This window comes from Pseudomonas sp. NPDC098740 (genome assembly GCF_044760065.1).
In the GTDB taxonomy this organism is placed as follows: domain Bacteria; phylum Pseudomonadota; class Gammaproteobacteria; order Pseudomonadales; family Pseudomonadaceae; genus Aquipseudomonas; species Aquipseudomonas rossensis.
The window spans coordinates 16,197-42,783 of the sequence record NZ_JBIWAM010000005.1; the positions used below are offsets into that span (position 1 = coordinate 16,197).

The following is a 26,587-nucleotide window of genomic DNA, read 5'->3' on the forward strand; positions in this document are numbered from 1 at the left end:
TGGAAGAGTCTTTTCCGGTAGCATTCCCCTCAGTTTGACCCGCCTGGAATCCCCTCATGTCCGACCGCCTGACCCTGCTGCGTCCCGACGACTGGCATATTCATCTTCGCGATGGTGCTGTGTTGCCCAATACAGTCGCGGATGTCGCGCGCACCTTTGGTCGCGCCATCATCATGCCCAACCTGGTACCTCCGGTGCGTAACACCGCCGAAGCCGACGGCTATCGCCAGCGGATTCTCGCTGCACGCCCGGCTGGCAGCGGCTTCGAACCGTTGATGGTGCTGTACCTGACCGACCGCACCCAGCCCGAAGAAATTCGCGAGGCCAAGGCCAGCGGCTTCATTCACGCCGCCAAGCTGTACCCGGCCGGCGCGACCACCAACTCGGACTCCGGTGTCACCAGCATCGACAAGATTTTCCCTGCACTTGAGGCCATGGCCGAAGTCGGGATGCCCTTGCTGGTTCATGGTGAAGTCACCCGTGGCGATGTCGACGTGTTCGATCGCGAAAAATTCTTTATCGATGAGCACCTGCGTCGTGTGGTCGAGCGCTTCCCGAGCCTCAAAGTGGTGTTCGAACACATCACCACCGCCGACGCCGTGCAGTTCGTCAATGAAGCTTCGGCCAATGTTGGCGCGACCATCACCGCGCATCACCTGCTGTACAACCGCAACCACATGCTGGTGGGCGGGATTCGGCCGCACTTCTATTGCCTGCCGATCCTCAAGCGCAACACCCATCAGGAAGCCCTGCTCGACGCCGCCACCAGCGGCAGCGACAAGTTCTTCCTCGGCACCGACTCGGCGCCCCATGCCCAGCACGCCAAAGAAGCCGCTTGCGGCTGTGCCGGTTGCTACACCGCTTATGCAGCGATCGAGATGTATGCCGAAGCCTTCGAACAGCGCAACGCGCTGGACAAGCTCGAAGCCTTCGCCAGCCTGAACGGCCCGCGTTTCTACGGCCTGCCGGTGAACACCGATCGCATCACCCTGGTCCGCGAAGAGTGGACCGCCCCAACCAGCCTGCCATTTGGCGAGCTGACCGTAATCCCGCTGCGCGCCGGTGAAAAACTGCGCTGGCGCCTGCTGGAGGAACACGCGTGAGTGAAGACCATTTCGACGACGAACAGGACGGTCAAGGCGGCGGAGGTGGTTCACGCCACCCGATGGCTGAGCGCTTCCGTGGATACCTGCCAGTCGTTGTCGACGTTGAAACCGGTGGTTTCAACTCTGCCACTGACGCCTTGCTGGAAATTGCCGCCACCACCATCGGCATGGACGAAAAAGGGTTTGTGTACCCCGACCACACCTACTTCTTTCGCGTAGAGCCTTTTGAAGGCGCGAACATCGAAGCGGCCGCTCTGGAATTCACCGGGATCAAACTCGATCACCCGCTGCGCATGGCAGTGAGTGAGGAAGCAGCGCTGACCGACATCTTCCGCGGCATCCGCAAGGCACTGAAAGCCAACGGTTGCAAACGGGCGATTCTGGTCGGGCACAACAGCAGCTTCGATCTGGGCTTTCTTAACGCCGCCGTCGCGCGCCTGGACATGAAACGTAACCCTTTCCATCCGTTCTCGAGCTTCGATACTGCAACCCTGGCCGGTCTGGCTTACGGCCAAACCGTACTGGCCAAGGCTTGTTCAGCAGCCGACATCGACTTCGACGGTCGTGAGGCCCACTCGGCTCGCTACGACACCGAGAAGACGGCCGAGCTGTTCTGCGGCATCGTCAATCGCTGGAAACAAATGGGCGGCTGGGAAGACTACAACGACTGATCGTTGGGTTTATCCCGCCCATAAAAAACCGGCCTAAACGGCCGGTTTTTTTATGCCTCAAACGTGCCTTACAGCGCAGCAGCGTTCTCGGTCAGGTAAGCCGCGACGCCTTCGGTCGAAGCGGTCATGCCTTTGTCGCCTTTTTTCCAGTTGGCAGGGCAAACTTCGCCGTGCTCTTCGTGGAATTGCAAAGCGTCGACCAGACGGATCAGCTCTTCAATGTTACGGCCCAGCGGCAGGTCATTGATGATCTGCGAGCGGACAACGCCTTTGTCGTCGATCAGGAACGCGCCACGGAAAGCCACACCGCCTTCGGACTCAACGTCGTAAGCCTTGGCGATTTCGTGCTTCAGGTCGGCAGCCATGGTGTAGCGAACTTCGCCGATACCACCATTGTTGACCGGGGTGTTGCGCCAGGCGTTGTGGGTGAAGTGCGAGTCGATAGAAACGGCGATCACTTCAACGTTGCGTGCCTTGAAGTCAGACATGCGGTTGTCCAGAGCGATCAGCTCGGACGGGCAAACGAAGGTGAAGTCCAGTGGGTAGAAGAACACCAGGCCGTATTTGCCTTTGATGGCCGACGACAGGGTGAAGCTGTCTACGATTTCGCCATTGCCGAGTACGGCCGGTACGGTGAAGTCAGGGACTTGTTTGCCTACGAGTACGCTCATTGGATATCTCCTGGTGTAAAAACGTGAAGTTCCGGGTTTGCGCCAGCCTGCCACCTTCAGGCGACAGCCCTGTGACACGAACCCGCTTCATAAGGACCGGCCATCATACACTGCGTTTTTGACCTGTCCTTAACGGTTTTTTGTCAGGGGAAATGCAGTCGACGGGTTTTCCTCGTGATCGATGCTGAGAGGAAACCGTTCGTCAGCCCTGATCAAAGCTTTCAGAAACCACTTTGACAATCATTCTCGTTAACATTAAGATCCATCGCAATTGAGTCACAACCAGCGACGGTTTTCACTTATGTATGTTTGCCTCTGCACTGGCGTCACCGACGGTCAAATCCGCGAAGCGATCTATGAAGGTTGCTGCAGCTATAAGGAAGTCCGTCAGGCCACCGGCGTAGCCAGCCAATGCGGCAAATGTGCCTGCCTTGCCAAGGAAGTGGTCCGCGAAACCCTGACCAAATTGCAATCGGCCCAGGCCGCGATTCCGTACCCTGTAGAATTTACGGCCGCGTAATTAACGTATTTCAAAGAACCGGACTTGATGTCCGGTTTTTTTATGTCTGAAAATCAATCGCTTACGCTCTAGACGCGGAACACAAACATTCTTATTCCGATTAATTTTCACTTAAGTTTCAATAACTTAGGTTTGACACTCTTAATTACGCGGCTCAAACTCTGCCTTATAGACAGCTACTTAGGGCAGGACCCCATCATGAAAGGCGACGTTACAGTCATCCAGCATCTCAACAAAATCCTTGCCAATGAGCTGGTCGCGATCAATCAATACTTCCTGCATGCACGCATGTACGAAGATTGGGGCCTGAACAAGCTCGGCAAGCACGAATACCACGAATCCATCGACGAGATGAAGCACGCGGACAAGCTGATCAAGCGCATCCTGTTCCTTGAAGGCCTGCCGAACGTCCAGGACCTGGGCAAGCTGCAGATCGGCGAACACACCAAGGAAATGCTTGAATGCGACCTGCGTATCGAACGCACCGGTCATGCGGATCTCAAAGTGGCTATCGCTCATTGCGAAACCGTTGGCGACTTTGGTAGCCGTGAACTGCTTGAAGATATTCTTGAATCCGAAGAAGAACATATCGACTGGCTGGAAACCCAACTGGGCCTGATCGATAAAGTCGGTCTTGAGAACTATCTGCAGTCGCAGATGGGCGAAGAGTAGGAGCTGTGTAGGAGCTGTCGAGTGCAACGAGGCTGCGATCTTGGCGATAGCAGCGGCGACACCGACATAACTTATCAAGCGCAATAAAAAGCCCCGCTCCTCTTTCGAGGGCGGGGCTTTTTAGTTGCTGGAGATCAAAAGATCGCAGCCTCGTTTCACTCGACAGCTCCTACAGGGGAGCCAATCGTCTTAGGCTTCGGTCTTGTTGGCAGCAGCAGCTTCGACAGCAGCCTTGATGGTGGTTTGCAGCGAACCGTCTGCAGCCATCTCGGTCATGATGTCGCTACCGCCGACCAGCTCACCGCCAACCCACAGTTGCGGGAAGGTTGGCCAGTTGGCGTATTTTGGCAGGTTGGCGCGGATTTCCGGGTTCTGCAGGATGTCCACGTAAGCAAATTTTTCACCACACGCCATCACGGCCTGCGCGGCTTTCGCAGAGAAGCCGCACTGCGGGGCATTCGGCGAGCCTTTCATGTAAAGCAGAATGGTGTTGTTAGCAATCTGCTCTTTAATCGTTTCGATGATATCCATGGAGCACCTCGGCTGAACTTTCCGACTCAGTGGTCGGCACGGTGGCGCATTGTAACGGAAACCCGAGCACCCTGCTCGGTCTCCCCGACAGACTTGATCAAGCCGCCGCCACGGTCACTGGCACACCGTTCAACGCCGCATTGCCCGACAACTCATCGAGCTGACACTCGTCGGTCAAGTCATTGGCGCTGGAACCCGGCTGACCACTGGCAATAGTCATCTGCACACCTGGCCGCGCATGGCCCCAACCGTGCGGAAGGCTGACCACGCCTTTCATCATATCCAGACTGCCGAGCACTTCAACTTCGATCTCACCGACCCGCGAACTGACCCGCACGCGCTGCCCATCGCTGAGCCCACGGCTGGCCAGGTCATCCGGGTGCATCAGCAATTGATGGCGCGGCTTGCCCTTCACCAAGCGGTGATAGTTGTGCATCCACGAGTTGTTACTGCGCACATGACGGCGGCCGATCATCAGCAACTCATCGGCCGCTGGTGCTTGCAAGGCTGCAAAGCGCGCCAGGTCGGCAAGGATCGCTGGTGGCGCAGTCTGGACGCGCTGGTTGGCGGTTTTCAGGCGTGGCGCCAGGTTAGATTTCAGCGCCCCGAGATCGACACCATGAGGGTGATCGAACAAGGTCGCCAGCGACAATTTCTGTTCCGAAGCATCGCCATACAACCCCCCCCGTAAGCCACGGTCGATCATCTGCGCTGGCGGGATCGTCGATTTCAGCTCCTTGCCAGTCTTCGCAGCAAACGCCTTGGCCAGCCCCACGAAAATCTCCCAGTCATGCAACGCACCTTCAGGTTTGGCCAGGATCGCGCGATTGAACCGACTGACGTTACGCACCGCAAACATATTGAAAGTCGTGTCGTAATGATCGTTTTCCAGGGCCGAGGTGGACGGCAGAATCAGGTCGGCATAACGCGTGGTTTCATTGATGTACAGGTCGATGCTGACCATGAACTCCAAACCGTCCAGCGCCTGTTCCAGTTGTCGGCCATTGGGCGTCGACAGCACCGGATTACCCGCCACGGTAATCAGCGCGCGGACCTGCCCTTCCCCTTCGGTAAGCATCTCTTCGGCCAGCGCCGAGACCGGCAGTTCTCCACCATATTCAGGACGCCCGGACACCCGGCTCTGCCACAGATTGAAATGCCCACCTGAGGTGGACGCCACCAGGTCCACCGCAGGTTCGGTGCACAACGCCCCTCCTACGCGATCGAGATTACCGGTGACCAGATTGATCAGTTGCACAACCCAATGACACAAGGTGCCGAACACCTGGGTCGAGACACCCATGCGGCCGTAACAGACCGCTGTCGGCGCCGCCGCAAAGTCTCGCGCCAGTTGGCGGATCTGTTCGGCGGGCACCGCGCATAGTGGGCTCATGGCCTCGGCGGTGAAATTCGCGACCGCCTCCCGCACCTCATTTAGACCGTCCACCGGCAAATGACTGTCGCGGGTCAGACCTTCAGCGAACAAGGTATTGAGCAGTCCGAACAACAACGCCGCATCGCCACCGGGGCGCACGAACAGATGCTGGTCGGCAATCGCCGCGGTTTCGCTGCGGCGCGGATCGACCACCACCACTTTGCCGCCGCGGGCCTGAATAGCCTTCAAGCGCTTCTCCACATCCGGCACGGTCATGATGCTGCCGTTGGAGGCCAGCGGATTGCCGCCGAGGATCAGCATGAAATCGGTGTGATCGATGTCCGGGATCGGCAACAGCAAACCGTGGCCGTACATCAAATGGCTGGTCAGGTGATGGGGCAACTGGTCGACTGAGGTCGCGGAAAACCGATTGCGGGTTTTCAACAGGCCGAGAAAGTAGTTGCTGTGGGTCATCAGCCCATAGTTGTGCACGCTGGGGTTGCCTTGATAGACCGCCACCGCGTTCTGTCCGTGACGCTCCTGAATCGCCGCCAGACGTTCAGCTACAAGGCTGAAGGCGTCTTCCCACTCGATGGGTTGCCATTCACTGCCGACCCGTAGCATCGGCTGACGCAAACGATCCGGATCGTTCTGAATATCTTGCAGGGCGACGGCCTTGGGGCAGATGTGCCCGCGGCTGAATGTATCCTGAGCGTCACCCTTGATCGAGGTGATCTGTACCGCGCCTTCGACCTCGGTGGTTTCGATGGTCAGGCCGCAGATGGCTTCACACAGGTGGCACGCACGGTGATGGAGAGTCTTGGTCATGGCCAGTCTCTGTCTTGTTCTGGGCGGGCATTATCGGCCGCGGGAACAAAACTATGGCGCCTGATCCACTGCTGCGCCAGCGACGTTCGTCTTGTGAATCGGCGGCCATCAGGCCAGCCGATGACCGCCGGGGATCAGTTCGGCGGCAGCCTCGGCGGCGCCTGCAACTGGATCTCCTGGATGGTTTCGATCTGCTCTTGAGCGACATGAACACCGGTGAGTTCGCCGATCAGCCGCCAGTGCTCGTCGAGCCCGGTGCTGATGGTTGCCATGCGGTCGATCATCCGCCGGCCGGCAGCCTTGGTCACTTCGTCTTCACTGCGCATCAACTCGAAGGACATCGAGGTGATGGACGCGGTGAGGTGGGTCAGCGAGCGAGCCGTGAGGCCGAGTAATTCCATTAACTGTCGTTCTTTCGATTCCATTCCGAAGGCTTCCTGCGTCGTTCGTGCGTTAGTTATAACCCGCCGCTTTGCATTAGCAAATGTTTCAGACCAGACACATCCCTCAATCCTGAGTACAAATGTTTCGAATGACAGGCCAGAAACCGACCGTCGCTACGCCTTCCCCGCCTCGTTTGATTGCAAAGCCCCGCGACCCCAGTGTACAAATGACGGGCTGCTGTCAGGAAACAGGCTTCAAAAGCGCTACTGCGGTCATCCCGTAGCCCCTCTGAAATCCCCTAAACACCGTAGCCTATTGGAAAAACGCGACATTTAATGTCAATATCGCGCCTTCCCCTATTTCGTCGCCCCGTGCGGCTTACGCCGCAGGTCTCGCCCGTTTTTCAGTTAAACAAGGCTTTGAGTATCTGCGGTCTGTTGCAAAAAGGTAGTCAATGATGAGCGCAAGGCACTTTCTCTCCCTGATGGATTGCACGCCCGAAGAGCTGGTCAGCGTGATCCGTCGAGGCGTTGAGCTCAAAGACCTGCGTAACCGCGGCGTACTGTTCGAGCCTCTGAAAAACCGCGTGCTCGGGATGATTTTCGAGAAGTCCTCGACCCGCACCCGTATTTCGTTCGAAGCCGGCATGATCCAGCTCGGTGGCCAGGCGATCTTCCTGTCGCCGCGCGACACCCAACTGGGCCGTGGCGAGCCGATCGGCGACTGCGCGATCGTCATGTCGAGCATGCTCGACGCCGTGATGATCCGTACCTTTGCCCACAGCACCCTGACCGAATTCGCCGCCAACTCCCGCGTGCCCGTGATCAACGGCCTGTCCGATGACCTGCACCCGTGCCAGTTGCTGGCCGACATGCAGACTTTCCTCGAACACCGCGGCTCGATCCAGGGCAAAACCGTGGCCTGGATCGGCGACGGCAACAACATGTGCAACAGCTATATAGAAGCGGCGATCCAGTTCGACTTCCAGTTGCGCGTCGCTTGCCCGGAAGGCTTTGAACCCAACCCTGAATTCGTGGCCAAGGCCGGTGATCGGGTCACCATCGTCCGCGATCCGAAGGATGCCGTACGCGGCGCCCACCTGGTCAGCACCGACGTCTGGACCTCCATGGGCCAGGAAGAGGAAACCGCCAAGCGCCTGAAACTGTTCGCTCCGTTCCAGGTCAACCGCGCCCTGCTCGACCTGGCCGCACCGGACGTGCTGTTCATGCACTGCCTGCCGGCCCACCGTGGCGAGGAAATCAGCGTCGACCTGCTCGATGACCAGCGCTCCGTCGCGTGGGATCAAGCCGAAAACCGTCTTCACGCACAAAAGGCCCTGCTCGAGTTTCTCGTCCCGCCTTCGTACCACCACGCATGAGCCATCCATTACTGCTGAACCTGCGCAACCTCGCCTGCGGCTATCAAGACCAGCGGGTCGTGCAGAACCTCAACCTGCACTTGAATGCCGGCGACATCGGTTGCCTGCTGGGCTCGTCGGGTTGCGGAAAAACCACCACCCTGCGGGCGATTGCCGGTTTCGAACCGGTTCACGAAGGTGAAATCCAGTTGGCGGGCGAGACGATCTCCCGCGCCGGCTTCACCCTCGCCCCGGAGAAACGCCGGATCGGCATGGTGTTCCAGGATTACGCACTTTTCCCGCACTTGAGCGTGGCCGAGAACATCGCCTTCGGGATCCGCAAGCACCCGCAAAAGGATCGCGTCACCGAAGAGTTGCTGGAACTGGTCAATCTGAAAAACCTCGGCAAGCGCTTCCCGCATGAGCTGTCCGGTGGTCAACAGCAGCGCGTCGCACTCGCCCGCGCCCTGGCGCCGGAACCGCAACTGCTGCTGCTTGACGAACCCTTTTCCAACCTTGATGGCGAGCTGCGACGCAAGCTCAGCCATGAGGTGCGCGATATCCTCAAGGCCCGCGGCACCAGCGCGATTCTGGTGACCCACGACCAAGAAGAGGCCTTCGCGGTGAGTGATCATGTGGGGGTTTTCAAGGAAGGTCGCCTGGAGCAGTGGGACACGCCTTACAACCTGTATCACGAACCGCTGACGCCGTTTGTCGCCAGCTTCATTGGCCAGGGTTATTTCATTCGTGGCCAGCTGAGCAGCCCCGAGTCGGTGCAGACCGAATTGGGTGAGTTACGCGGTAATCGTGCCTACACCTGGCCGGTTGGCGGTGCGGTGGATGTATTGCTGCGTCCGGACGATATCGTTTATGCACCGGACAGCACTTTGAAGGCGCGAATTGTCGGCAAGTCTTTCCAGGGTGCGTCCACCTTGTATCGCTTGCAGTTGCCGACCGGCGCGCAGCTGGAATCTATTTTCCCGAGCCATGCCGATCATCAGGTGGGTTCAGAGGTCGGCATTCGTGTCGCGGCTGAACACCTGGTGCTGTTTCAGGCATCGGGCAGCACGGCGGCGCAGATTCTGGCCGTCGAATCCGGTGTGCGCCGCTACAGCAGCGCCCACTAAACCATCGCTAAAAGATCGCAGCCTTCGGCAGCTCCTACAGGCGCACACACTCCAATGTAGGAGCTGCCGAAGGCTGCGATCTTTTTCGGGGTTAACCGAGCATCAGCGTTCCGCTTGCAACGAGCGCCGCATTCCCACCGATTTTCACCCGATCCCCTTCCAGCCGACAGAACAACGCCCCGCCTCGAGCCGAACGCTGATAAGCCGTCAGGCTCGACTTGCCCAAACGTTTCGACCAGTACGGAATCAGGCTGCAATGGGTGGAACCGGTCACCGGATCTTCGTTGATGCCGATCGCCGGCGCGAAGTAGCGTGAAACAAAATCATGCTTGCTGCCCCTGGCCGTGACAATTGCCCCCGGCCACGGCAGCTTCGCCAGCGCCGCCATGTCTGGCTGACATTCGAGCACCGCCTGCTCGGATTCCAGCACCACGAACAACTCGTTCGACCCCAGCACATCAACCACTTCCACACCCAGCGCGCGCTCGACATCCAGGGTCACGCCCACTTCCGACGGAATGAGCGCCGGAAAGTCCAGCCACAAGCGCTCACCCTCACGGCTCACGCTTAGCGGGCCGGACTTACAGACGAAGTCCAGACGCTCGACCGGCTCTTTGTAGATTTCAAACAGAACATAAGCGCTGGCCAGGGTTGCATGACCGCACAACGGCACCTCTGTGGTTGGGGTAAACCAGCGGATGTGCCAGCCCTGCCCTTCGCGCACCACGAAGGCGGTTTCGGCGAGGTTGTGCTCGGCGGCGATCTTCTGCATCAACTCATCGGCAAGCCACGCATCCAGTCGATAGACCATCGCCGGGTTGCCACTGAACGGCCGATCACTGAACGCATCGACCTGATGAAACTCAAGCTGCATAACCTTCTCCCTTTGTCAGGCCACCGAGCATGAAGCTGCCGGCAACGCGGCACCAGTGACAGAGCCCGTAAATTTGCACCATACAGCGCCGGGCTGATAGTCCGCGTCAGGCACGACCGATATCAGCGAACTTCGCCTGGGTATGTTCGGCCAGCACCGCGGGTGCCAATTCGACTTCCAGCCCACGTCGCCCCGCGCTGACAAAAATGCTGGCAAAGGGCTGAGCTGAATTATCGATAAAGGTACGCAAGCGCTTTTTCTGTCCCAGCGGACTGATGCCGCCCAAGAGGTAACCGGTGGATCGTTGCGCAGCGGCAGGATCGACCATTTCGACTTTTTTCACGCCCGCAGCATGCGCCAGGCCCTTTAAGTCCAGACTTCCGACGACCGGCACCACGGCCACCAGCAATTCACCTTTCTCGCTGGCCGCCAGCAAGGTCTTGAACACCTGCGCCGGATCCAGCCCCAGCTTCTCCGCGGCCTCCAGCCCGTAGGACACTGCCTTCGGATCATGTTCGTAACTGTGCACGCGATGTTCGGCACGAACTTTTTTCAACAAATCCAATGCGGGGGTCATGACAGCTCCAGACTGGGCGGCAGTAGAAAAATACTGCGCTGGATTCTAGGTCATTGATCAATAAAAGGCTCTATTTCGGCGCTATTTCAAAGGCTTGGCGGCGCCTTATGCCGTTCGTCCACCTTCGGCCTGCCGCGTGAACGATGCGGTCATTCACGTGACTAATAGTTCGATTGTGACTGACGGTTCACTTTCGACCTTTGACAGCAGCGTTTCTTGTCTATATTTTTTCGAATCTGAATACTGTACGAATGCTCCTATCGCACCACCCAGCAGTAGGCCGAGAACAGGATGGGGATCCTGCCTCGGTGAAAATCGCGCTTTTGACCATGATGCAAAAGCGCCAGACAACAACAAAAACGAGGTTTTCAATGACAACTGCTTTACAACAACCGTCACTCTCAAGCCAATGCATGGCCGAATTCCTGGGTACTGCGCTGCTGATTTTTTTTGGTACAGGCTGTGTTGCCGCGCTCAAGGTCGCGGGTGCCAGCTTCGGCCTTTGGGAAATCAGCATCATCTGGGGGGTCGGCGTGAGCATGGCGATCTACCTGACCGCCGGCGTTTCCGGGGCTCATCTCAATCCCGCCGTCAGCATTGCCCTGAGCATTTTCGCTGACTTCGAAAAGCGCAAACTGCCTTTCTATATTCTCGCCCAGATCGCTGGGGCCTTCTGTGGAGCGTTGTTGGTTTACACGCTGTACAGCAATTTATTCTTCGATTACGAACAAACTCACCATATGGTTCGTGGTACTCAGGCCAGCCTCGAATTGGCGTCGGTGTTTTCCACCTTCCCCAACCCGGTCTTGTCCACGGCACAGGCCTTCCTGGTTGAGGTGATCATCACTGCCATCCTGATGGGTGTGATCATGTCCCTGACCGACGACAACAATGGCTTGCCAAAGGGTCCGCTCGCTCCGCTGCTGATCGGCCTGCTGATTGCCGTGATTGGTAGTTCGATGGGGCCGCTGACCGGTTTTGCGATGAACCCGGCGCGCGACTTCGGTCCTAAACTGATGACTTTCTTCGCTGGCTGGGGTGAAATTTCCTTCACCGGCGGGCGCGATATCCCGTATTTCCTGATTCCGATTTTTGCACCGATTGTCGGTGCCTGCCTCGGTGCTGCAGCTTATCGCGGGCTGATTGCCCGTCATCTGCCCAGCGCCCTAGCTGCTACAAAGGACGCAGCACCGGCCATTGACGGCAAACCAAGAACTTCTTGATACCGTTGGCGTGTGATCCTGCCAATAAGATCGCGCGCCGGACCTCACTCCCTTTTTTCGTCCAAGGCAATCGACATGACCGACACTCAGAATAAGAACTACATCATTGCCCTCGATCAGGGTACGACCAGCTCCCGCGCGATCATTTTCGACCGCGACGCGAACGTGGTCTGCACCGCCCAGCGCGAATTCGCACAGCATTACCCGCAAGCCGGCTGGGTTGAACATGACCCGATGGAAATCTTCGCGACTCAAAGCGCCGTGATGGTCGAGGCCCTGGCTCAAGCCGGCCTGCATCACGACCAGGTCGCCGCCATCGGCATCACCAACCAGCGCGAAACCACCGTGGTCTGGGACAAGACCACCGGCCGCCCGATCTACAACGCGATCGTCTGGCAGTGCCGCCGCAGCACCGAGATCTGCCAGCAGCTCAAGCGCGACGGTCACGAGCAATACATCAGCGACACCACCGGCCTGGTCACCGACCCGTACTTCTCCGGCACCAAGCTCAAATGGATCCTCGACAACGTCGAAGGCAGCCGCGAACGTGCGCGCAAAGGCGAACTGTTGTTCGGCACCATCGACAGCTGGCTGATCTGGAAATTTACCGGCGGCAAGGTCCACGTCACCGACTACACCAACGCCTCGCGCACCATGCTCTTCAACATCCACACGCTGGAGTGGGACGCGAAGATGCTGGAGGTGCTGGATATTCCGCGCGAGATGCTGCCGGAAGTTAAATCCTCGTCCGAAATCTACGGCCACACCAAAAGCGGCATCGCCATCGGCGGTATCGCGGGTGACCAGCAAGCGGCCCTGTTCGGCCAGATGTGCGTCGAACCCGGCCAAGCGAAAAACACCTACGGCACCGGCTGCTTCCTGCTGATGAACACCGGCGACAAAGCCGTGAAATCCAAGCACGGCATGTTGACCACCATTGCTTGCGGCCCGCGCGGCGAAGTGGCTTACGCGCTGGAAGGTGCTGTGTTCAACGGTGGTTCCACCGTTCAATGGCTGCGTGATGAACTGAAAATCATCAACGACGCCCACGACACCGAATACTTCGCCAACAAGGTCAAGGACAGCAACGGCGTGTATCTGGTACCCGCCTTCACCGGCCTGGGCGCTCCGTACTGGGACCCGTATGCCCGTGGCGCGCTGTTCGGTCTGACTCGCGGCGTACGCGTGGATCACATCATTCGTGCAGCCCTTGAGTCGATTGCCTACCAGACCCGCGATGTTCTGGACGCCATGCAACAGGACTCCGGCGAACGCCTCAAGTCTTTGCGCGTGGACGGCGGTGCGGTAGCGAACAACTTCCTGATGCAGTTCCAGGCCGACATCCTCGGCACTCAGGTCGAGCGTCCGCAAATGCGCGAAACCACCGCACTGGGCGCGGCTTACCTGGCCGGTCTGGCGTGTGGTTTCTGGGGCAGCCTGGATGAGTTGCGCGGCAAGGCTGTGATCGAACGCGAATTCGAACCGACCCTGGACGAAACCGCGAAGGAAAAACTCTACGCCGGCTGGAAAAAAGCCGTCAGCCGCACCCGCGACTGGGAACCGCATGAAGGCGCTGAATAAGCCAAGCTGAGTACTCGTATCTGTATGTCCAAATAGCGTGAAAGCGTAGCGAGCGAAGGTAAGACAAGGCAAAAACAGGCGAGGACGCGGAGTTTACGAGGTTGTAAATGAGCAGTCCGAGCCTGTTTTTAACGCAGGATTGCCGAGCGCAGTAGCTTTCACGTTATTTGGAAACTGGTAGGGAGCAGATTCCTGCGTCATCATGGGCAAATTTTGCACGGCAGCCCAAAGGAAGCCCCATGAATCTGCCTCCCCGTCAGCAGCAAATCCTCGAACTGGTCCGCGAACGCGGCTACGTCAGCATCGAGGAAATGGCTACGCTGTTCGTCGTTACACCGCAAACCATCCGCCGCGATATCAATCAGCTCGCGGAAGCTAATTTATTGCGTCGCTACCACGGCGGCGCAGCTTACGATTCCAGCGTCGAAAACACCGCCTATGCCATGCGTGCGGATCAGATGCGCGATGAAAAGCAGCGTATCGGTGAAGCCATTGCGGCTCAAATCCCGGATCACGCCTCGCTGTTCATCAATATCGGCACCACCACCGAATCCATCGCCCGGGCGTTGCTCAATCACAATCACCTGAAGATCATTACCAATAACCTGCATGTAGCCTCGATGCTCAGCGCCAAGGACGACTTCGATGTCCTGCTGACTGGCGGCAACGTGCGGCGTGACGGTGGCGTGGTCGGTCAGGCCAGTGTCGACTTCATTAACCAGTTCAAGGTTGATTTCGCCCTGGTCGGCATCAGCGGTATCGATGAAGACGGCAGTCTGCTGGACTTCGACTATCAGGAAGTTCGGGTGTCCCAGGCGATCATCGCCAATGCCCGACAGGTCATCCTCGCGGCTGACTCCAGCAAATTCGGGCGCAACGCCATGATTCGTCTGGGGCCGATCAGTTTGATTGATTGCCTGGTGACCGATCAGCAACCTGTGCCGGCGTTGGCGCAGTTGTTGAGTCAGCACAAGATTCGGCTCGAAGTCGTTTAAGGCTTTCAGCCTCTAAAGATCGCAGCCTTCGGCAGCTCCTACAGGTTCACTCACCCCTGTAGGAGCTGCCGGAGGCTGCGATCTTTTGCTTTTAATGTTCGAAAATTTTCCTTTCGTGGCCCTTCGATCAGTATTTTCAATCGAAGTTAACTGGCTGTGGGCGACTTTATGGGCTACCATTTTCGCAAATGAACATTAATGTTCGAATTCCAATACCGAAAATCATAAAAGCCCGAGGCTAGCCGATGCCCACTTCTACCTTGCCTACGCCCCCTCTCGCTGAGATCTACGATATCGCCGTCATCGGTGGCGGGATCAATGGCGTAGGGATCGCAGCGGATGCCGCCGGTCGCGGTCTTTCGGTGTTTCTTTGCGAAAAAGACGACCTCGCCAGCCACACCTCGTCAGCCAGTAGCAAGCTTATCCACGGTGGCTTGCGCTACCTTGAACATTACGAATTCCGTCTGGTGCGCGAAGCCCTGGCCGAACGCGAAGTGCTGCTGGCCAAGGCCCCGCACATCGTCAAGCAGATGCGCTTCGTGCTGCCGCACCGCCCACACCTGCGTCCGGCCTGGATGATCCGCGCCGGTCTGTTCCTTTATGACCACCTCGGCAAACGGGAAAAACTCGAAGGCTCGAAAAGCCTGAAGTTCGGTCCGGACAGCCCGCTGAAAAGCGAAATCACCAAAGGCTTCGAATACTCCGATTGCTGGGTCGACGATGCTCGTTTGGTGGTGCTGAACGCCATGGCCGCCCGCGAAAAAGGCGCCCACGTTCACACCCAGACCCGTTGCGTCAGCGCTCGTCGCACCAAGGGAATGTGGCACCTGCATCTGGAACGCGCCGATGGCAGTCTGTTTTCGATCCGCGCCAAGGCACTGGTAAACGCCGCCGGCCCTTGGGTCGCCAAGTTCATTCGTGACGACCTGAAGATGGAATCGCCGTACGGCATCCGCCTGATCCAGGGCAGCCACCTGATCGTGCCGAAGCTGTACGAAGGCGAACACGCGCACATTCTGCAAAACGAAGATCAGCGCATCGTCTTCACCATTCCGTACCTGAACCACTTCACCCTGATCGGCACCACCGACCGCGAGTACACCGGCGATCCGGCTGCAGTTGCGATCACCGAAGGCGAAACCGATTACCTGTTGAAAGTGGTCAACTCCCACTTCAAGAAACGCATCAGCCGCGACGATATCCTGCACAGCTATTCCGGTGTTCGCCCACTGTGCAACGACGAATCCGACAACCCGTCGGCCGTCACCCGCGACTACACCCTGGCATTGTCGGGTACCGGCGAAGAAGCGCCGCTGTTGTCGGTGTTCGGCGGCAAGCTGACCACCTACCGCAAACTGGCCGAGTCGGCGCTGGCGCAACTGGCTCCGTACTTCAAAGACATCAAGCCGAGCTGGACCGCCAGCGCTACCCTGCCGGGTGGCGAAGACATGACCACCCCGCAAGCCTTGTGCGCCTTGATCCGTGACAAGTTCGACTGGGTGCCGACCGAAATCGCCCGCCGCTGGGCCACCACCTACGGCAGCCGCACCTGGCGCATGCTGGAAGGCGTGCAGAATCTCGGCGATATGGGCGAACACATCGGCGGCGGGCTCTACACCCGTGAAGTCGATTACCTGTGCAGCGAAGAATGGGCAACCACCGCGCACGACATTCTGTGGCGCCGCAGCAAGCTGGGCCTGTTCACCACCCCGGCGGAACAGCAGAAACTGGCGGACTACCTGAGCACGGTCGAGCAGAACCGCAGCAAGATCGAAGCGGCCTGATCGCAATCCGCTTAAACGAAAGCCCCTGAATCTGACGATTCAGGGGCTTTTTTGCAGGTGCTCATTGCGCCAGATGAAGCAACAGGAAATCAATGAACGCCCTCGATTTGTGGGGCAAATGCGGACTGTTGGGAAACACCACGTTGACGGACTGCGAGGGCAGCGAATAGTCGGGCAACAGGCGAATCAGCCGCTCGCTGGCAATGTCGTCCTTGACCACCCAGGCTGGCAGCACCGAGACGCCCAGCGACGACAACGTCATGGAGCGGATGGCCGTGGAAGAGTTGGATTCAAACTGATTGATCCCGTTGATCTCGACAGCCCCCAATTGCGGATGGCGCAAGGTCCACTGGGTCGGTGCCTGCAGGTTGCTGTTGGCGATCCACGGCACCGAGTTCAGGTCCTGAGGATTCTGCACCGGATGACGCGCAAGAAACGTCTCGCTAGCCACCAGGACAATTTCATAATCCGCCAGTTTACGGCTCTTGAAAGCCGAGTCCGCCAAGTTGCCCAGACGGATAACCAAGTCTAACTTTTCCGCCACCAGATCATTGAGTGAAGAGTTAAAGTTATAACAGAGTTTTATTTCCGGATAGCGCTCTATAAATTGTGGTATCAACGGAAGAATATACGCCTCGCCGTATTCACTGGTGGAACTGAAACGTAACTTGCCGGTGACGCGATCATGACCTTTCAATACATTATCAAAGGCATTATCGATGTCAGCGACAATACCTTTGAACTCTTCATAAAAGTCCTGACCGATTTCGGTGAGGGATATATTTCGGGTATTTCGAATCAACAACGTCGCTGACAGCACGTCCTCCAGCGCCTTGACATGCAGGCTGGCCATGGCCTTGCTGATGCTCAGGTAATTGGCAGCCTTGGTGTAAGAACCAAAATCGACCACGGCCAGGAATGTCTGGACCCGATTAAGATGAGTGTGCATAGAAATATGGCTCACTGTTAAATCCCGTCAAACATTGTTTCAAGGATAGTCGTATCGACAGTTCAAGTCCACCGCCCCTATGCTTTGCGGCAAAGGGGAAACAACATGACCTATCGCTACAAAGTTGCACTGATATTCCTGATCGGCTTTTTTATAGACTGCATTAACATCTTTATGTCGGCGGTCGCATTACCGAGTATATCGGCGGCGCTGCACGTTAGTACTTCAGACGTTGCCTGGGTGGCTAACGCTTATATTCTGGGGCTGACACTGATCATCCCGCTCAGCACCTGGCTGGCCGGTCGTTTTGGCAGCCGGGTAATCCTCACCGCCTCGATGATCGTATTCACCGCTTCCGTGTGGATGTGCGGGCTGGCCAACAGTTTCAACGAACTGGTGATCTGGCGCTTCGTCCAGGGGATTGGCGGCGGCCTTTTGATTCCAGTCGGCCAGGCGCTGACGTTCAACCTGTTCAAGGGCGAGCAGCGGGCGAAAATATCCACATTGGTCATGGCCGTTGCCCTGATAGCGCCCGCCATTTCACCAACCATCGGCGGTGTCATCGTCGACAGCAGCTCCTGGCGCTGGGTGTTCTACAGCAACATCCCGTTCTCGCTGATCGCGGCATTGCTGTCCTGGTTCTGGATCAACGAAGCGCGGCCGACGAGTTTGCCCCGGCCCGACATCAAGGGCTTGCTGCTGGTCAGTGCGGCACTCGGCAGCCTGCTGATGGGCATGTCGTTGTATGGCGGCGACGCTCCGGCATGGGTGGCCGCCCTCTTCGTCATGGCCGGCGTTGCTTTCGTCGTGCTGTACGGGCTGCACTACCGCACATGCAAAAAACCGATCATTGAACTGAGCCTGCTCAAAAGCAAAAAACTCAGCACCTCCATCTTTATCTATTACGCGATTCCCGGTGTCTTCACGGGGGTCAACTTGATGAGCATCTTCTTCCTGCAAAACACCCTGCACTTCAGCGCCCGGCTGACAGGGATGTTCATGATCCTCTACGCCATCGGCGCATTCATCGCGATGCTGATCTGTGGCCGGGTCTACAACCGGATGGGCGCCAAGTGGCTGTTTGCCCTCGGCATGCTGTTGCACAGCGCCGGCATCGCCACCCTGTTAATGGTCAACGATCCCTCGGACCTCTGGGTGATCGTCATCGCCTACAGCTTGATGGGGATTGGCGGCGGTGTCGGTGCCAACACCGCACAAACCACATCGCTGATGGACTTCGAGGGCAATGACACCCACAAGGCCAGCGTCATCTGGAACATCAACCGACAGATGTCATTCAGCATCGGCGCCGCCCTCTTCCTGATGGTTTTCAACCTGCTCTTGAAGCATTTCGATACCACCCAGGCTTACCACGTGACCTTTGCCATCGCCGCGCTGGTGGGCCTGCTCCCACTCTTTCAACTGAGTCAGTTGAACACTCAAAAGGACTGTCATGCACAACAAAATAGTTGAACAGGCGCACCACAGCATTCATCACGTGCACGAGCTGATCCACACCCTGTTCACCGACGCAAACGGTAAGGGGCAGGCCGCGCTTGAACCGCTGATGTCGGCCTTTGCAGAGCACTTCACCATGGTCACCACTTCGGCCGCCATCGTCAGCCGGGCGACGGTCGAACAGATGTTCAAGGGTGCAGTCGGCGCCAAGCCGGGGCTGGAGATCGTCATCAGCGACCTGCAGACGGTCTGGCAGGAAGGCAACAGCGTGGCGATTCGCTACAAGGAAACCCATCGCCTCGGCCAGCGCGAAAGCTCACGGGTTTCGGTGGCGGTCATTGGCATCGAACACCACAACACCGAGTGGATTTACCTGCATGAAACGCCGCTAAGCCAGGGAGGCTGATTGTCATATGAACGGCATGATCACTGGCTCTTCTATTATCTGGTCGAAAGGACGTTAGCGGCCCCGAACACCATTCGGTTTTCCGAACGCGACCTATCAGTCGATTCGGTTAACCGGATTTTCCAACATTAAAAACCTCGCCATAAATATTTAATTCCCTTATAAATCAATAGCTTGATCTATTCTGCCTGGCCTGGCACGAGTCATGCTCTACACTCTTGGACGAATGACCGCTGTGCCAACCCTTCAGGAGCCGGCAAGCATTCGAAGCACAAAAGGGCCGATGAACTGGCTCCATATAAAAACAATGTCGAGGAAAATTTGATGCGCATCGTTCCCCATCTCCTGGGCGCAGCCATTGCTGCCGCTCTGATCAGCACTCCAGTTTTCGCCGCCGAGCTCACCGGCACCCTGAAGAAGATCAAAGAGTCCGGCGTTATCACCCTCGGACATCGTGACGCTTCCATTCCGTTTTCCTATATCGCGGACGCTTCCGGCAAACCGGTTGGCTACTCCCACGATATCCAGCTGAAAATCGTTGAAGCCATCAAAAAAGACCTGGACTTGCCGAACCTCCAGGTCAAATACAACCTGGTGACCTCGCAAACCCGTATCCCGCTGGTGCAGAACGGCACCGTGGACGTCGAATGCGGCTCCACCACCAACAACGTCGAGCGTCAGCAGCAAGTTGACTTCTCCGTCGGCATCTTCGAAATCGGCACCAAGCTGCTGGCCAAGAAAGATTCGCCCTACAAAGACTTCGCCGATCTGAAAGGCAAGAACGTCGTGACCACCGCCGGCACCACGTCCGAGCGCATCCTCAAGTCGATGAACGCTGACAAGCAGATGGGCATGAACGTGATCTCCGCCAAAGACCACGGCGAGTCCTTCAACATGCTGGAATCGGGCCGTGCCGTTGCTTTCATGATGGACGACGCCCTGCTGGCCGGTGAAATGGCCAAGGCCAAGAAGCCAGCCGATTGGTCCGTGACCGGTACTGCACAGTCCTACGAAATCTACGGTTGCATGGTCCGCAAGGGCGACGCACCGTTCAAGAAGGCCGTGGATGACGCGATCGTTGCGACCTACAAGTCCGGCGAGATCAACAAGATCTACGAAAAATGGTTCATGCAGCCAATCCCGCCAAAAAACCTGAACCTGATGTTCCCGATGAGCGACGAGCTCAAGGCCCTGATCGCCAATCCGACCGATAAAGCGGCTGACGACAAGAAATCCTGATTTCTGACTAACCTTATCTCCTGAAAGGGCCGCTGCCCTTTCAGGGATAGTCACTCCCTGCTGGCATTTTTGGAAACACTCGAACCGGTGGCTGTCGAGCCGCTCGTGTGTGCCTGATCGTAGTGGTCTGTACGGTCAGTTCGTTAGCTCAAATTCGGTGCCGGAAGTTCATATCCAAGGCGCTGTGACGAGTCATAGCCCGCTATGGCGAGGAACAGCAACGCGGGAGATGGACTTCCGGGGCCGGAGTTGAGCTGACAGAACTGACCACACAGACCACCTAGGTCGGGCGGGAACGGAGCTTCCCCAGGCGGGCATTTGTATATCGAACGATCTGAGGGGAGACCCTAATGAATTACAACTGGGACTGGGGCGTGTTCTTCAAGTCCACCGGCGTGGGCAGCGAGACGTATCTCGACTGGTACATTTCCGGTTTGGGCTGGACCATCGCCATTGCCATCGTGGCCTGGATCATTGCCCTGACGCTGGGCTCGATTCTCGGCGTCATGCGCACCGTGCCGAATCGCATCGTGTCGGGCATTGCGACCTGCTACGTCGAACTCTTCCGTAACGTGCCGCTGCTGGTTCAGCTGTTCATCTGGTACTTCCTGGTGCCCGACCTGCTGCCTCAGAACCTGCAAGACTGGTACAAGCAGGACCTGAACCCGACCACTTCGGCCTACCTGAGCGTCGTCGTCTGCCTGGGCCTGTTCACCGCCGCTCGTGTTTGCGAACAGGTGCGCACCGGTATCCAGGCGCTGCCTCGCGGCCAGGAAGCTGCCGCTCGCGCCATGGGCTTCAAGCTACCGCAAATCTACTGGAACGTGCTGCTGCCCCAGGCTTACCGGATCATCATTCCGCCGCTCACCTCGGAATTCCTGAACGTGTTCAAGAACTCTTCCGTCGCGTCGCTGATCGGCCTGATGGAGTTGCTCGCGCAGACCAAACAGACCGCCGAGTTCTCCGCCAACCTGTTCGAAGCCTTCACCCTGGCAACGCTGATCTACTTCACGCTGAACATGGGCCTGATGCTGCTGATGCGCATGGTCGAGAAGAAAGTGGCCGTACCGGGCCTGATCTCCGTAGGGGGTAAATGATGGAATTCGACTTCTCGGGCATCATCCCGTCCCTGCCGGGTTTGTGGAACGGCATGGTCATGACCCTGCAACTGATGGCGCTGGGCGTCGTCGGCGGGATCATCCTCGGCACGATCCTGGCGCTGATGCGCCTGTCCCACAGCAAATGGCTGTCGAATATTGCCGGCGCCTACGTTAACTACTTCCGCTCGATCCCGCTGCTGCTGGTCATCACCTGGTTCTACCTGGCGGTGCCGTTCGTACTGCGCTGGATCACCGGCGAAGACACTCCGATCGGCGCGTTCGCATCCTGCATCGTGGCGTTCATGATGTTCGAAGCGGCGTACTTCTGCGAAATCGTCCGGGCCGGCGTACAGTCGATTTCCAAGGGCCAGATGGGTGCTGCCCAAGCCTTGGGCATGACGTATGGCCAGATGATGCGTTTGATCATCCTGCCGCAAGCGTTCCGCAAGATGACCCCGCTGCTGCTGCAACAGAGCATTATTCTGTTTCAGGACACCTCGCTGGTCTACGCGGTCGGTCTGGTGGACTTCCTCAATGCCTCGCGTGCCAGTGGCGACATCATCGGTCGCTCCAACGAGTTCCTGATCTTTGCAGGTCTCACGTACTTCACAATCAGCTTTGCCGCCTCGCTGCTGGTCAAGCGTCTGCAAAAAAGGTTTGCCGTATGATCTCTATCAAGAATGTCAACAAGTGGTATGGCGACTTCCAGGTACTGACTGACTGCAGCACCGAGGTCAAAAAAGGCGAAGTGATTGTGGTGTGTGGGCCGTCCGGTTCCGGCAAATCCACCCTGATCAAATGCGTCAATGCCCTGGAACCCTTCCAGAAAGGCGACGTGGTGGTCGATGGTACGTCCATCGCCGACCCGAAGACCAACCTGCCGAAACTGCGTTCGCGCGTCGGCATGGTGTTCCAGCATTTCGAACTGTTCCCGCACCTGACCATCACCGAAAACCTGACCATCGCGCAGATTAAGGTGTTAGGTCGCAGCAAGGAAGAAGCCACCAAGAAAGGCCTGCAATTGCTTGAGCGCGTCGGCCTCTCGGCTCACGCCCACAAGCACCCGGGCCAGCTCTCCGGTGGCCAGCAACAGCGTGTGGCGATTGCCCGCGCGCTGGCGATGGACCCGATCGTCATGCTGTTCGACGAACCGACCTCGGCGCTCGACCCTGAAATGGTCAACGAAGTACTCGACGTGATGGTGCAACTGGCCCACGAAGGCATGACCATGATGTGCGTGACCCACGAAATGGGCTTCGCCCGTAAAGTGGCGGACCGGGTGATTTTCATGGACCAGGGCAAGATCATCGAAGACTGCAAGAAAGAGGACTTCTTCGGCGACATCACCCACCGCGCCGAGCGTACGCAGCATTTCCTCGCCAAGATTCTGCAGCACTAAAACCTACACGGCCGCCCCTGTAGGAGCTGCCGCAGGCTGCGATCTTTTGATGTTGGCGCCAGCTCAGGCAACAATTTGCCTGCTGAGCAGATCAAAAGATCGCAGCCTGCGGCAGCTCCTACGCGGGATCTTCGGGACTTGTAGTTGTGGTTGACCCAAGGCATCTGTGATGAAATGCGACCCCACTCTCTATCGCGCCGCGCCGCCATCACTCGCCGTGAAACCCCGTCTGATTCGCCATCTGTTCCTGCCGCCGCTGGTCATCGCCCTGATGATCGGATTGGGTTACCTCGGCTTCTGGGTCAGTGAACACTACGGGATCCGCAGCCTCAGCGAGAACGGCCAGCGTCAGCTGGAACTGCACGCCCGCGCTGTCGAGAGCGAGATCAGCAAGTACACCTACCTGCCCAGCCTGCTGGAACTCGAATCCAGCGTTTCGAAGCTGTTGGCCGACCCGTCACCGGAACACCGGCAGACGGTCAATGAATACCTCGAAGGCCTGAACCGGCGCAGCCGCAGTCGGGCTATCTATGTGATGGACACCACCGGCCGTGTCATGGCCACCAGTAACTGGCGCGATGTCGACAGTTACCTGGGCGAAGATCTGTCCTTTCGCGCCTATTTCCAGAATGCCGTGCGCGGTCAGCCGGGGCGCTTCTACGGCATCGGCAGCACCAACGGCGAGCCCGGTTATTACCTGGCCCATGGCCTGGAAGAACACGGCAAGATCATCGGCGTCGCGGTGGTCAAGGTCCGCCTCGAAGCCATGGAAGAACGCTGGCAGCGCGCGCGCCTGGAAGCTTTCGTCAGCGATGAAAACGGCATCATCATTCTTTCCAGCGATCCGGCACGGCGCCTGAAATCGGTTGTGCCGCTGAGCGACGAGACCAAGGAAAAACTGGCCCGCAGCCTTCAGTACTACTGGTTCCCACTGAACGAACTGCAACCGCTGGCCCGTGAACAACTGGCCGAAGGCGAGGAAAAACTGACCTTCCCCGCCAACAGCGAAGTGGAATCAGATGAAGAGGACATCAGCTACCTCTCGCAAACCCGGCCATTGAGCGATACCCCGTGGAATTTCACCCTGCTCACACCCCTGCAGGATTTGCGGCGCGAAGCGATCAATCAAGGGATTCTGGTGGCGGTGGCGTTTGCCCTGGTGGCGTTCCTGCTGATCGCCTGGAACGAGCGGCGCAAGGTCATTGCTACGCGCCTCGCCGCCCGGGAAGCCTTGCAGGAAGCCAACAATCAACTGGAGCGTCGGATTACCGAACGCACCACCGATCTGCGCGCCAGCAACGAGCGACTCAAGGGCCAGATCCGCGAACGGCGTCTGGCCGAAGAGACACTACGCCGCGCCCAGGATGAACTGGTGCAGGCCGGTAAACTCGCGGCCATCGGCCAGATGTCCACCAGCATCGCCCACGAATTGAACCAGCCACTGGCGGCGCTGCGGACCTTGTCCGGCAACACCGTGCGGTTTCTGGAACGCGGTCAACTGGACGTTGCCAGCACCAACCTCAAGACCATCAACGAACTGATCGACCGCATGGGCCGGATCACCGCCAGCCTGCGTTCGTTCGCTCGCCGCGGAGACGACAAAGGTCAGGCCAGCCTCGGCAAAGCGGTGGATGCAGCCTTGCAGCTGCTTGGTGGTCGCGTGGAAAGCGCGCATTTGCAACTGCACCGAGACTTCGCCGATCTGCAGGTGCAGATCGACCAGACCCGCCTCGAGCAAATCCTGGTCAACCTGATCGGCAATGCCCTCGACGCCATGCAGGCACAACCGTTGCCCGAATTGTGGCTCGAAGGCGAAGCATTCGATGGCAAATATCGCCTGCGCGTGCGCGACAACGGCCACGGCATCGACGCCGAAGCGCGCAAGCATTTGTTCGAACCGTTCTTCACCACCAAACCCGGCGAACAAGGCCTGGGCCTGGGCCTGACACTTTCCGCCAGCCTGGCCGCCGCCACCGGCGGGCACCTGGGTGTCGAACACCCGGCCAGCGGTGGTACCACCTTCGTCCTCAGTTTACCGTTGGTAAGCCCCACTCACGCCGAGCCAATATGAACAACGACCTTAGTGTGCTGATCGTCGAAGACGACCCCCATGTACTGCTCGGCTGCCAACAGGCGCTGACACTGGAAGACATTCCCTGCGTGGGTGTCGGTAGCGCCGAAGAAGCGCTGGAGCGGGTCGGCGACAACTTCGCCGGCATCGTCATCAGCGACATCCGCCTGCCGGGCATCGACGGTCTGGAATTGCTGACCCGTCTCAAGGCCCGCGATCGCAGCCTGCCGGTGGTGCTGATTACTGGTCACGGCGACATTTCCATGGCTGTCGGTGCGATGCAGAAAGGCGCCTATGACTTCATGGAGAAACCTTTCTCCCCCGAACGTCTGGTCGATGTGGCGCGCCGTGCGCTGGAGCAACGCAGCCTCGCGCGGGAAGTGTCTTCGTTGCGTCGGCAACTGGCGGAGCGGGATTCCCTCGAAGGCCGGATCATCGGCCGTTCGCCAGCCATGCAGAACCTGCGGGAATTGATCGCCAACGTCGCCGATACGTCGGCCAACGTGCTGATCGAAGGCGAGACCGGCACCGGTAAAGAGTTGGTTGCGCGCTGCCTGCACGACTTCAGTCGGCGGCACACCAAGCAGTTCGTCGCGCTGAATTGCGGTGGACTGCCGGAAAACCTGTTCGAAAGCGAAATCTTCGGCCATGAAGCCAACGCCTTTACCGGCGCCGGCAAGCGGCGGATCGGCAAGATCGAACACGCCGACGGCGGCACGCTGTTTCTCGACGAAGTGGAAAGCATGCCGCTGCCGCTGCAAATCAAACTGCTGCGGGTATTGCAGGAACGCACCCTGGAACGCCTTGGCTCGAACCAGAGCGTGGCGGTGGATTGCCGGGTGATCGCGGCGACCAAGTCCGATCTGGATGAGTCGAGCAGGGCTGGCGAGTTTCGCAGCGACCTGTATTACCGCTTGAACGTTGTGACCCTTGAATTACCGCCGCTGCGCGAACGACGCGAAGACATCCTGCAATTATTCGAACACTTTCTGCAGCAGTCGTCCCTGCGTTTCGACCGTGCCGTGCCGGATCTGGACAACCAGACCCTGTCGAACCTGATGAGCCACGACTGGCCGGGCAACGTGCGCGAATTGCGCAACGTCGCCGAGCGTTTTGCCCTCGGTCTGCCGGCCTTCAAAAAATCCGGCGCCAGCGGCAGCAATCAGGGCCTGGCCTTCGCCGAAGCGGTAGAAGCTTTTGAACGCAACCTGCTGAGCGATGCCCTGCAGCGCAGCGGCGGCAACCTGACCCAGGCCAGTCTGGAACTCGGGATGGCCAAGACCACGTTGTTCGACAAAGTGAAGAAGTACGGGCTGAGCCACTGATGGACCTGATCCTCAAAGCAACCCTGGGCGCGGCCGTGGTGGTGATCCTCGCCGAGCTGGCCAAGACAAAAAACTATTACATCGCAGGATTGGTGCCGCTGTTTCCGACCTTTGCGTTGATTGCTCATTACATCGTCGGCAAGGGCCGTTCGCTGGAGGATTTGAAGACCACCATCGTGTTTGGGATGTGGTCGATCATTCCTTACTTCATCTACCTGGCGACGTTGTATGTGATGGTGGACCGGATGCGGCTGGAGGCTTCGCTCGCTGTAGCGGCGGTGGCTTGGTTGATGGCGGCTACGGTGTTGGTCAGCGTTTGGGGGCGCCTTCACGGCTGAGATTTTTGATCCTGCCCGAAACCCGC

The 26,587-nt window shown here is 58.2% G+C and carries 26 protein-coding genes; 19 read left to right on the forward strand and 7 right to left on the reverse strand.

Annotation, left to right across the window (positions count from 1 at the left end; genetic code table 11):
* Window positions 1-56 precede the first annotated feature (56 nt).
* On the forward strand, window positions 57-1,103 hold the full coding sequence (gene pyrC / locus ACIQU2_RS07685; RefSeq protein ID WP_347805612.1) for a dihydroorotase: 1,047 nt from the start codon (window positions 57-59) through the stop codon (window positions 1,101-1,103).
* The gene (gene rnt / locus ACIQU2_RS07690) at window positions 1,100-1,777 is read left to right on the forward strand and encodes a ribonuclease T (protein WP_046047091.1); all 678 of its coding nucleotides are present in this window, start codon (window positions 1,100-1,102) and stop codon (window positions 1,775-1,777) included. Before pyrC ends, rnt begins: the two co-directional genes overlap by 4 nt.
* Window positions 1,778-1,845: 68 nt before the next feature.
* Here rnt and ACIQU2_RS07695 read toward each other — a convergent pair whose 3' ends face one another.
* The gene (locus tag ACIQU2_RS07695; protein WP_403139822.1) at window positions 1,846-2,448 is read right to left on the reverse strand and encodes a peroxiredoxin; all 603 of its coding nucleotides are present in this window, start codon (window positions 2,446-2,448) and stop codon (window positions 1,846-1,848) included.
* Between the two features lie 301 nt (window positions 2,449-2,749).
* Between ACIQU2_RS07695 and ACIQU2_RS07700 the strand changes: the two genes are divergently transcribed.
* On the forward strand, window positions 2,750-2,968 hold the full coding sequence (locus ACIQU2_RS07700; RefSeq protein ID WP_008155585.1) for a bacterioferritin-associated ferredoxin: 219 nt from the start codon (window positions 2,750-2,752) through the stop codon (window positions 2,966-2,968).
* Between the two features lie 198 nt (window positions 2,969-3,166).
* Complete coding sequence (bfr, locus tag ACIQU2_RS07705) at window positions 3,167-3,640, forward strand: bacterioferritin (protein WP_056742015.1); 474 nt, start codon at window positions 3,167-3,169, stop codon at window positions 3,638-3,640.
* A gap of 189 nt (window positions 3,641-3,829) precedes the next feature.
* Here the strand turns inward: bfr and grxD are convergent, their stop codons facing one another.
* The 3 genes from grxD to ACIQU2_RS07720 form a co-directional block, all read right to left on the reverse strand.
* The gene (gene grxD / locus ACIQU2_RS07710) at window positions 3,830-4,171 is read right to left on the reverse strand and encodes a Grx4 family monothiol glutaredoxin (protein WP_007943565.1); all 342 of its coding nucleotides are present in this window, start codon (window positions 4,169-4,171) and stop codon (window positions 3,830-3,832) included.
* Window positions 4,172-4,268: 97 nt separating this feature from the next.
* Window positions 4,269-6,374 (reverse strand): molybdopterin oxidoreductase family protein, encoded by a 2,106-nt coding sequence (locus ACIQU2_RS07715; RefSeq protein WP_403139825.1) that lies wholly within the window; start codon window positions 6,372-6,374, stop codon window positions 4,269-4,271.
* A 134-nt stretch (window positions 6,375-6,508) separates the two neighbouring features.
* Window positions 6,509-6,799: a hypothetical protein gene (locus ACIQU2_RS07720; protein ID WP_347804502.1), complete on the reverse strand. Its 291-nt coding sequence runs from the start codon at window positions 6,797-6,799 to the stop codon at window positions 6,509-6,511.
* 416 nt (window positions 6,800-7,215) lie between these two features.
* Here ACIQU2_RS07720 and argF point away from each other — a divergent pair, with 416 nt between their 5' ends.
* Complete coding sequence (gene argF, locus ACIQU2_RS07725) at window positions 7,216-8,136, forward strand: ornithine carbamoyltransferase (RefSeq protein WP_347804501.1); 921 nt, start codon at window positions 7,216-7,218, stop codon at window positions 8,134-8,136.
* Window positions 8,133-9,242, forward strand: coding sequence for an ABC transporter ATP-binding protein (locus ACIQU2_RS07730; protein ID WP_403139827.1), 1,110 nt, complete (start codon window positions 8,133-8,135; stop codon window positions 9,240-9,242). The genes argF and ACIQU2_RS07730 overlap by 4 nt, the downstream gene beginning before the upstream one ends.
* A gap of 91 nt (window positions 9,243-9,333) precedes the next feature.
* Here ACIQU2_RS07730 and ACIQU2_RS07735 read toward each other — a convergent pair whose 3' ends face one another.
* Both ACIQU2_RS07735 and ybaK read right to left on the reverse strand, forming a co-directional pair.
* A complete protein-coding gene (locus ACIQU2_RS07735) occupies window positions 9,334-10,116 on the reverse strand; it encodes a PhzF family phenazine biosynthesis protein (protein ID WP_403139828.1) in 783 nt (260 codons plus the stop codon).
* Window positions 10,117-10,222: 106 nt separating this feature from the next.
* Window positions 10,223-10,693: a Cys-tRNA(Pro) deacylase gene (ybaK, locus tag ACIQU2_RS07740; RefSeq protein WP_403139830.1), complete on the reverse strand. Its 471-nt coding sequence runs from the start codon at window positions 10,691-10,693 to the stop codon at window positions 10,223-10,225.
* A gap of 371 nt (window positions 10,694-11,064) precedes the next feature.
* On the opposite strand from ybaK, the gene ACIQU2_RS07745 reads away from it, so the two are divergent.
* The 4 genes from ACIQU2_RS07745 (at window position 11,065) to glpD (ending at window position 16,276) form a co-directional block, all read left to right on the forward strand.
* A complete protein-coding gene (locus ACIQU2_RS07745) occupies window positions 11,065-11,916 on the forward strand; it encodes an MIP/aquaporin family protein (protein ID WP_347804507.1) in 852 nt (283 codons plus the stop codon).
* Between the two features lie 75 nt (window positions 11,917-11,991).
* Window positions 11,992-13,497, forward strand: coding sequence for a glycerol kinase GlpK (glpK, locus tag ACIQU2_RS07750; RefSeq protein WP_033057460.1), 1,506 nt, complete (start codon window positions 11,992-11,994; stop codon window positions 13,495-13,497).
* A 239-nt stretch (window positions 13,498-13,736) separates the two neighbouring features.
* Window positions 13,737-14,492 carry a DeoR/GlpR family transcriptional regulator gene (locus ACIQU2_RS07755; RefSeq protein ID WP_007916700.1) on the forward strand — a complete coding sequence of 252 codons (756 nt, stop codon included), beginning with the start codon at window positions 13,737-13,739 and terminating at the stop codon, window positions 14,490-14,492.
* Window positions 14,493-14,737: 245 nt separating this feature from the next.
* A complete protein-coding gene (gene glpD, locus ACIQU2_RS07760) occupies window positions 14,738-16,276 on the forward strand; it encodes a glycerol-3-phosphate dehydrogenase (protein WP_403139831.1) in 1,539 nt (512 codons plus the stop codon).
* A 61-nt stretch (window positions 16,277-16,337) separates the two neighbouring features.
* Here the strand turns inward: glpD and ACIQU2_RS07765 are convergent, their stop codons facing one another.
* Window positions 16,338-17,225, reverse strand: coding sequence for a LysR family transcriptional regulator (locus ACIQU2_RS07765; RefSeq protein WP_347804506.1), 888 nt, complete (start codon window positions 17,223-17,225; stop codon window positions 16,338-16,340).
* A 105-nt stretch (window positions 17,226-17,330) separates the two neighbouring features.
* Between ACIQU2_RS07765 and ACIQU2_RS07770 the strand changes: the two genes are divergently transcribed.
* From ACIQU2_RS07770 to ACIQU2_RS07810, 9 genes are all read left to right on the forward strand, one after another.
* Window positions 17,331-18,698 carry an MFS transporter gene (locus ACIQU2_RS07770; protein WP_403139832.1) on the forward strand — a complete coding sequence of 456 codons (1,368 nt, stop codon included), beginning with the start codon at window positions 17,331-17,333 and terminating at the stop codon, window positions 18,696-18,698.
* Window positions 18,679-19,089, forward strand: a complete 411-nt coding sequence (locus ACIQU2_RS07775) for a DUF4440 domain-containing protein (protein WP_403139833.1) — start codon at window positions 18,679-18,681, stop codon at window positions 19,087-19,089. The genes ACIQU2_RS07770 and ACIQU2_RS07775 overlap by 20 nt, the downstream gene beginning before the upstream one ends.
* Before the next feature lie 324 nt (window positions 19,090-19,413).
* Window positions 19,414-20,328, forward strand: coding sequence for a glutamate/aspartate ABC transporter substrate-binding protein (locus ACIQU2_RS07780; RefSeq protein WP_347804495.1), 915 nt, complete (start codon window positions 19,414-19,416; stop codon window positions 20,326-20,328).
* 350 nt (window positions 20,329-20,678) lie between these two features.
* On the forward strand, window positions 20,679-21,425 hold the full coding sequence (locus tag ACIQU2_RS07785; protein WP_309675930.1) for an amino acid ABC transporter permease: 747 nt from the start codon (window positions 20,679-20,681) through the stop codon (window positions 21,423-21,425).
* Window positions 21,425-22,096 (forward strand): ABC transporter permease subunit, encoded by a 672-nt coding sequence (locus ACIQU2_RS07790; RefSeq protein WP_347804494.1) that lies wholly within the window; start codon window positions 21,425-21,427, stop codon window positions 22,094-22,096. Before ACIQU2_RS07785 ends, ACIQU2_RS07790 begins: the two co-directional genes overlap by 1 nt.
* Window positions 22,093-22,827 (forward strand): amino acid ABC transporter ATP-binding protein, encoded by a 735-nt coding sequence (locus ACIQU2_RS07795; RefSeq protein WP_347804493.1) that lies wholly within the window; start codon window positions 22,093-22,095, stop codon window positions 22,825-22,827. The genes ACIQU2_RS07790 and ACIQU2_RS07795 overlap by 4 nt, the downstream gene beginning before the upstream one ends.
* 169 nt (window positions 22,828-22,996) lie before the next feature.
* Entirely contained in the window at window positions 22,997-24,898 is a 1,902-nt protein-coding gene (locus ACIQU2_RS07800) for an ATP-binding protein (RefSeq protein ID WP_403139835.1), read from the forward strand.
* Complete coding sequence (locus tag ACIQU2_RS07805) at window positions 24,895-26,223, forward strand: sigma-54-dependent transcriptional regulator (protein ID WP_403139836.1); 1,329 nt, start codon at window positions 24,895-24,897, stop codon at window positions 26,221-26,223. The genes ACIQU2_RS07800 and ACIQU2_RS07805 overlap by 4 nt, the downstream gene beginning before the upstream one ends.
* Window positions 26,224-26,231: 8 nt before the next feature.
* Complete coding sequence (locus ACIQU2_RS07810) at window positions 26,232-26,561, forward strand: GlpM family protein (protein WP_347804505.1); 330 nt, start codon at window positions 26,232-26,234, stop codon at window positions 26,559-26,561.
* Window positions 26,562-26,587 lie beyond the last annotated feature (26 nt).

Bases quoted from the DNA above. Each gene is read 5' to 3' on its own strand.
- pyrC (WP_347805612.1), top strand. From the start codon at position 57: ATGTCCGACCGCCTGACCCTGCTGCGTCCCGACGACTGGCATATTCAT.
- ACIQU2_RS07695 (WP_403139822.1), bottom strand. From the start codon at position 2,448: ATGAGCGTACTCGTAGGCAAACAAGTCCCTGACTTCACCGTACCGGCC.
- ACIQU2_RS07700 (WP_008155585.1), top strand. From the start codon at position 2,750: ATGTATGTTTGCCTCTGCACTGGCGTCACCGACGGTCAAATCCGCGAA.
- bfr (WP_056742015.1), top strand. From the start codon at position 3,167: ATGAAAGGCGACGTTACAGTCATCCAGCATCTCAACAAAATCCTTGCC.
- grxD (WP_007943565.1), bottom strand. From the start codon at position 4,171: ATGGATATCATCGAAACGATTAAAGAGCAGATTGCTAACAACACCATT.
- ACIQU2_RS07715 (WP_403139825.1), bottom strand. From the start codon at position 6,374: ATGACCAAGACTCTCCATCACCGTGCGTGCCACCTGTGTGAAGCCATC.
- ACIQU2_RS07720 (WP_347804502.1), bottom strand. From the start codon at position 6,799: ATGGAATCGAAAGAACGACAGTTAATGGAATTACTCGGCCTCACGGCT.
- argF (WP_347804501.1), top strand. From the start codon at position 7,216: ATGAGCGCAAGGCACTTTCTCTCCCTGATGGATTGCACGCCCGAAGAG.
- ACIQU2_RS07730 (WP_403139827.1), top strand. From the start codon at position 8,133: ATGAGCCATCCATTACTGCTGAACCTGCGCAACCTCGCCTGCGGCTAT.
- ACIQU2_RS07735 (WP_403139828.1), bottom strand. From the start codon at position 10,116: ATGCAGCTTGAGTTTCATCAGGTCGATGCGTTCAGTGATCGGCCGTTC.
- ybaK (WP_403139830.1), bottom strand. From the start codon at position 10,693: ATGACCCCCGCATTGGATTTGTTGAAAAAAGTTCGTGCCGAACATCGC.
- ACIQU2_RS07745 (WP_347804507.1), top strand. From the start codon at position 11,065: ATGACAACTGCTTTACAACAACCGTCACTCTCAAGCCAATGCATGGCC.
- glpK (WP_033057460.1), top strand. From the start codon at position 11,992: ATGACCGACACTCAGAATAAGAACTACATCATTGCCCTCGATCAGGGT.
- ACIQU2_RS07755 (WP_007916700.1), top strand. From the start codon at position 13,737: ATGAATCTGCCTCCCCGTCAGCAGCAAATCCTCGAACTGGTCCGCGAA.
- glpD (WP_403139831.1), top strand. From the start codon at position 14,738: ATGCCCACTTCTACCTTGCCTACGCCCCCTCTCGCTGAGATCTACGAT.
- ACIQU2_RS07765 (WP_347804506.1), bottom strand. From the start codon at position 17,225: ATGCACACTCATCTTAATCGGGTCCAGACATTCCTGGCCGTGGTCGAT.
- ACIQU2_RS07770 (WP_403139832.1), top strand. From the start codon at position 17,331: ATGACCTATCGCTACAAAGTTGCACTGATATTCCTGATCGGCTTTTTT.
- ACIQU2_RS07775 (WP_403139833.1), top strand. From the start codon at position 18,679: ATGCACAACAAAATAGTTGAACAGGCGCACCACAGCATTCATCACGTG.
- ACIQU2_RS07780 (WP_347804495.1), top strand. From the start codon at position 19,414: ATGCGCATCGTTCCCCATCTCCTGGGCGCAGCCATTGCTGCCGCTCTG.
- ACIQU2_RS07785 (WP_309675930.1), top strand. From the start codon at position 20,679: ATGAATTACAACTGGGACTGGGGCGTGTTCTTCAAGTCCACCGGCGTG.
- ACIQU2_RS07790 (WP_347804494.1), top strand. From the start codon at position 21,425: ATGGAATTCGACTTCTCGGGCATCATCCCGTCCCTGCCGGGTTTGTGG.
- ACIQU2_RS07795 (WP_347804493.1), top strand. From the start codon at position 22,093: ATGATCTCTATCAAGAATGTCAACAAGTGGTATGGCGACTTCCAGGTA.
- ACIQU2_RS07800 (WP_403139835.1), top strand. From the start codon at position 22,997: ATGAAATGCGACCCCACTCTCTATCGCGCCGCGCCGCCATCACTCGCC.
- ACIQU2_RS07805 (WP_403139836.1), top strand. From the start codon at position 24,895: ATGAACAACGACCTTAGTGTGCTGATCGTCGAAGACGACCCCCATGTA.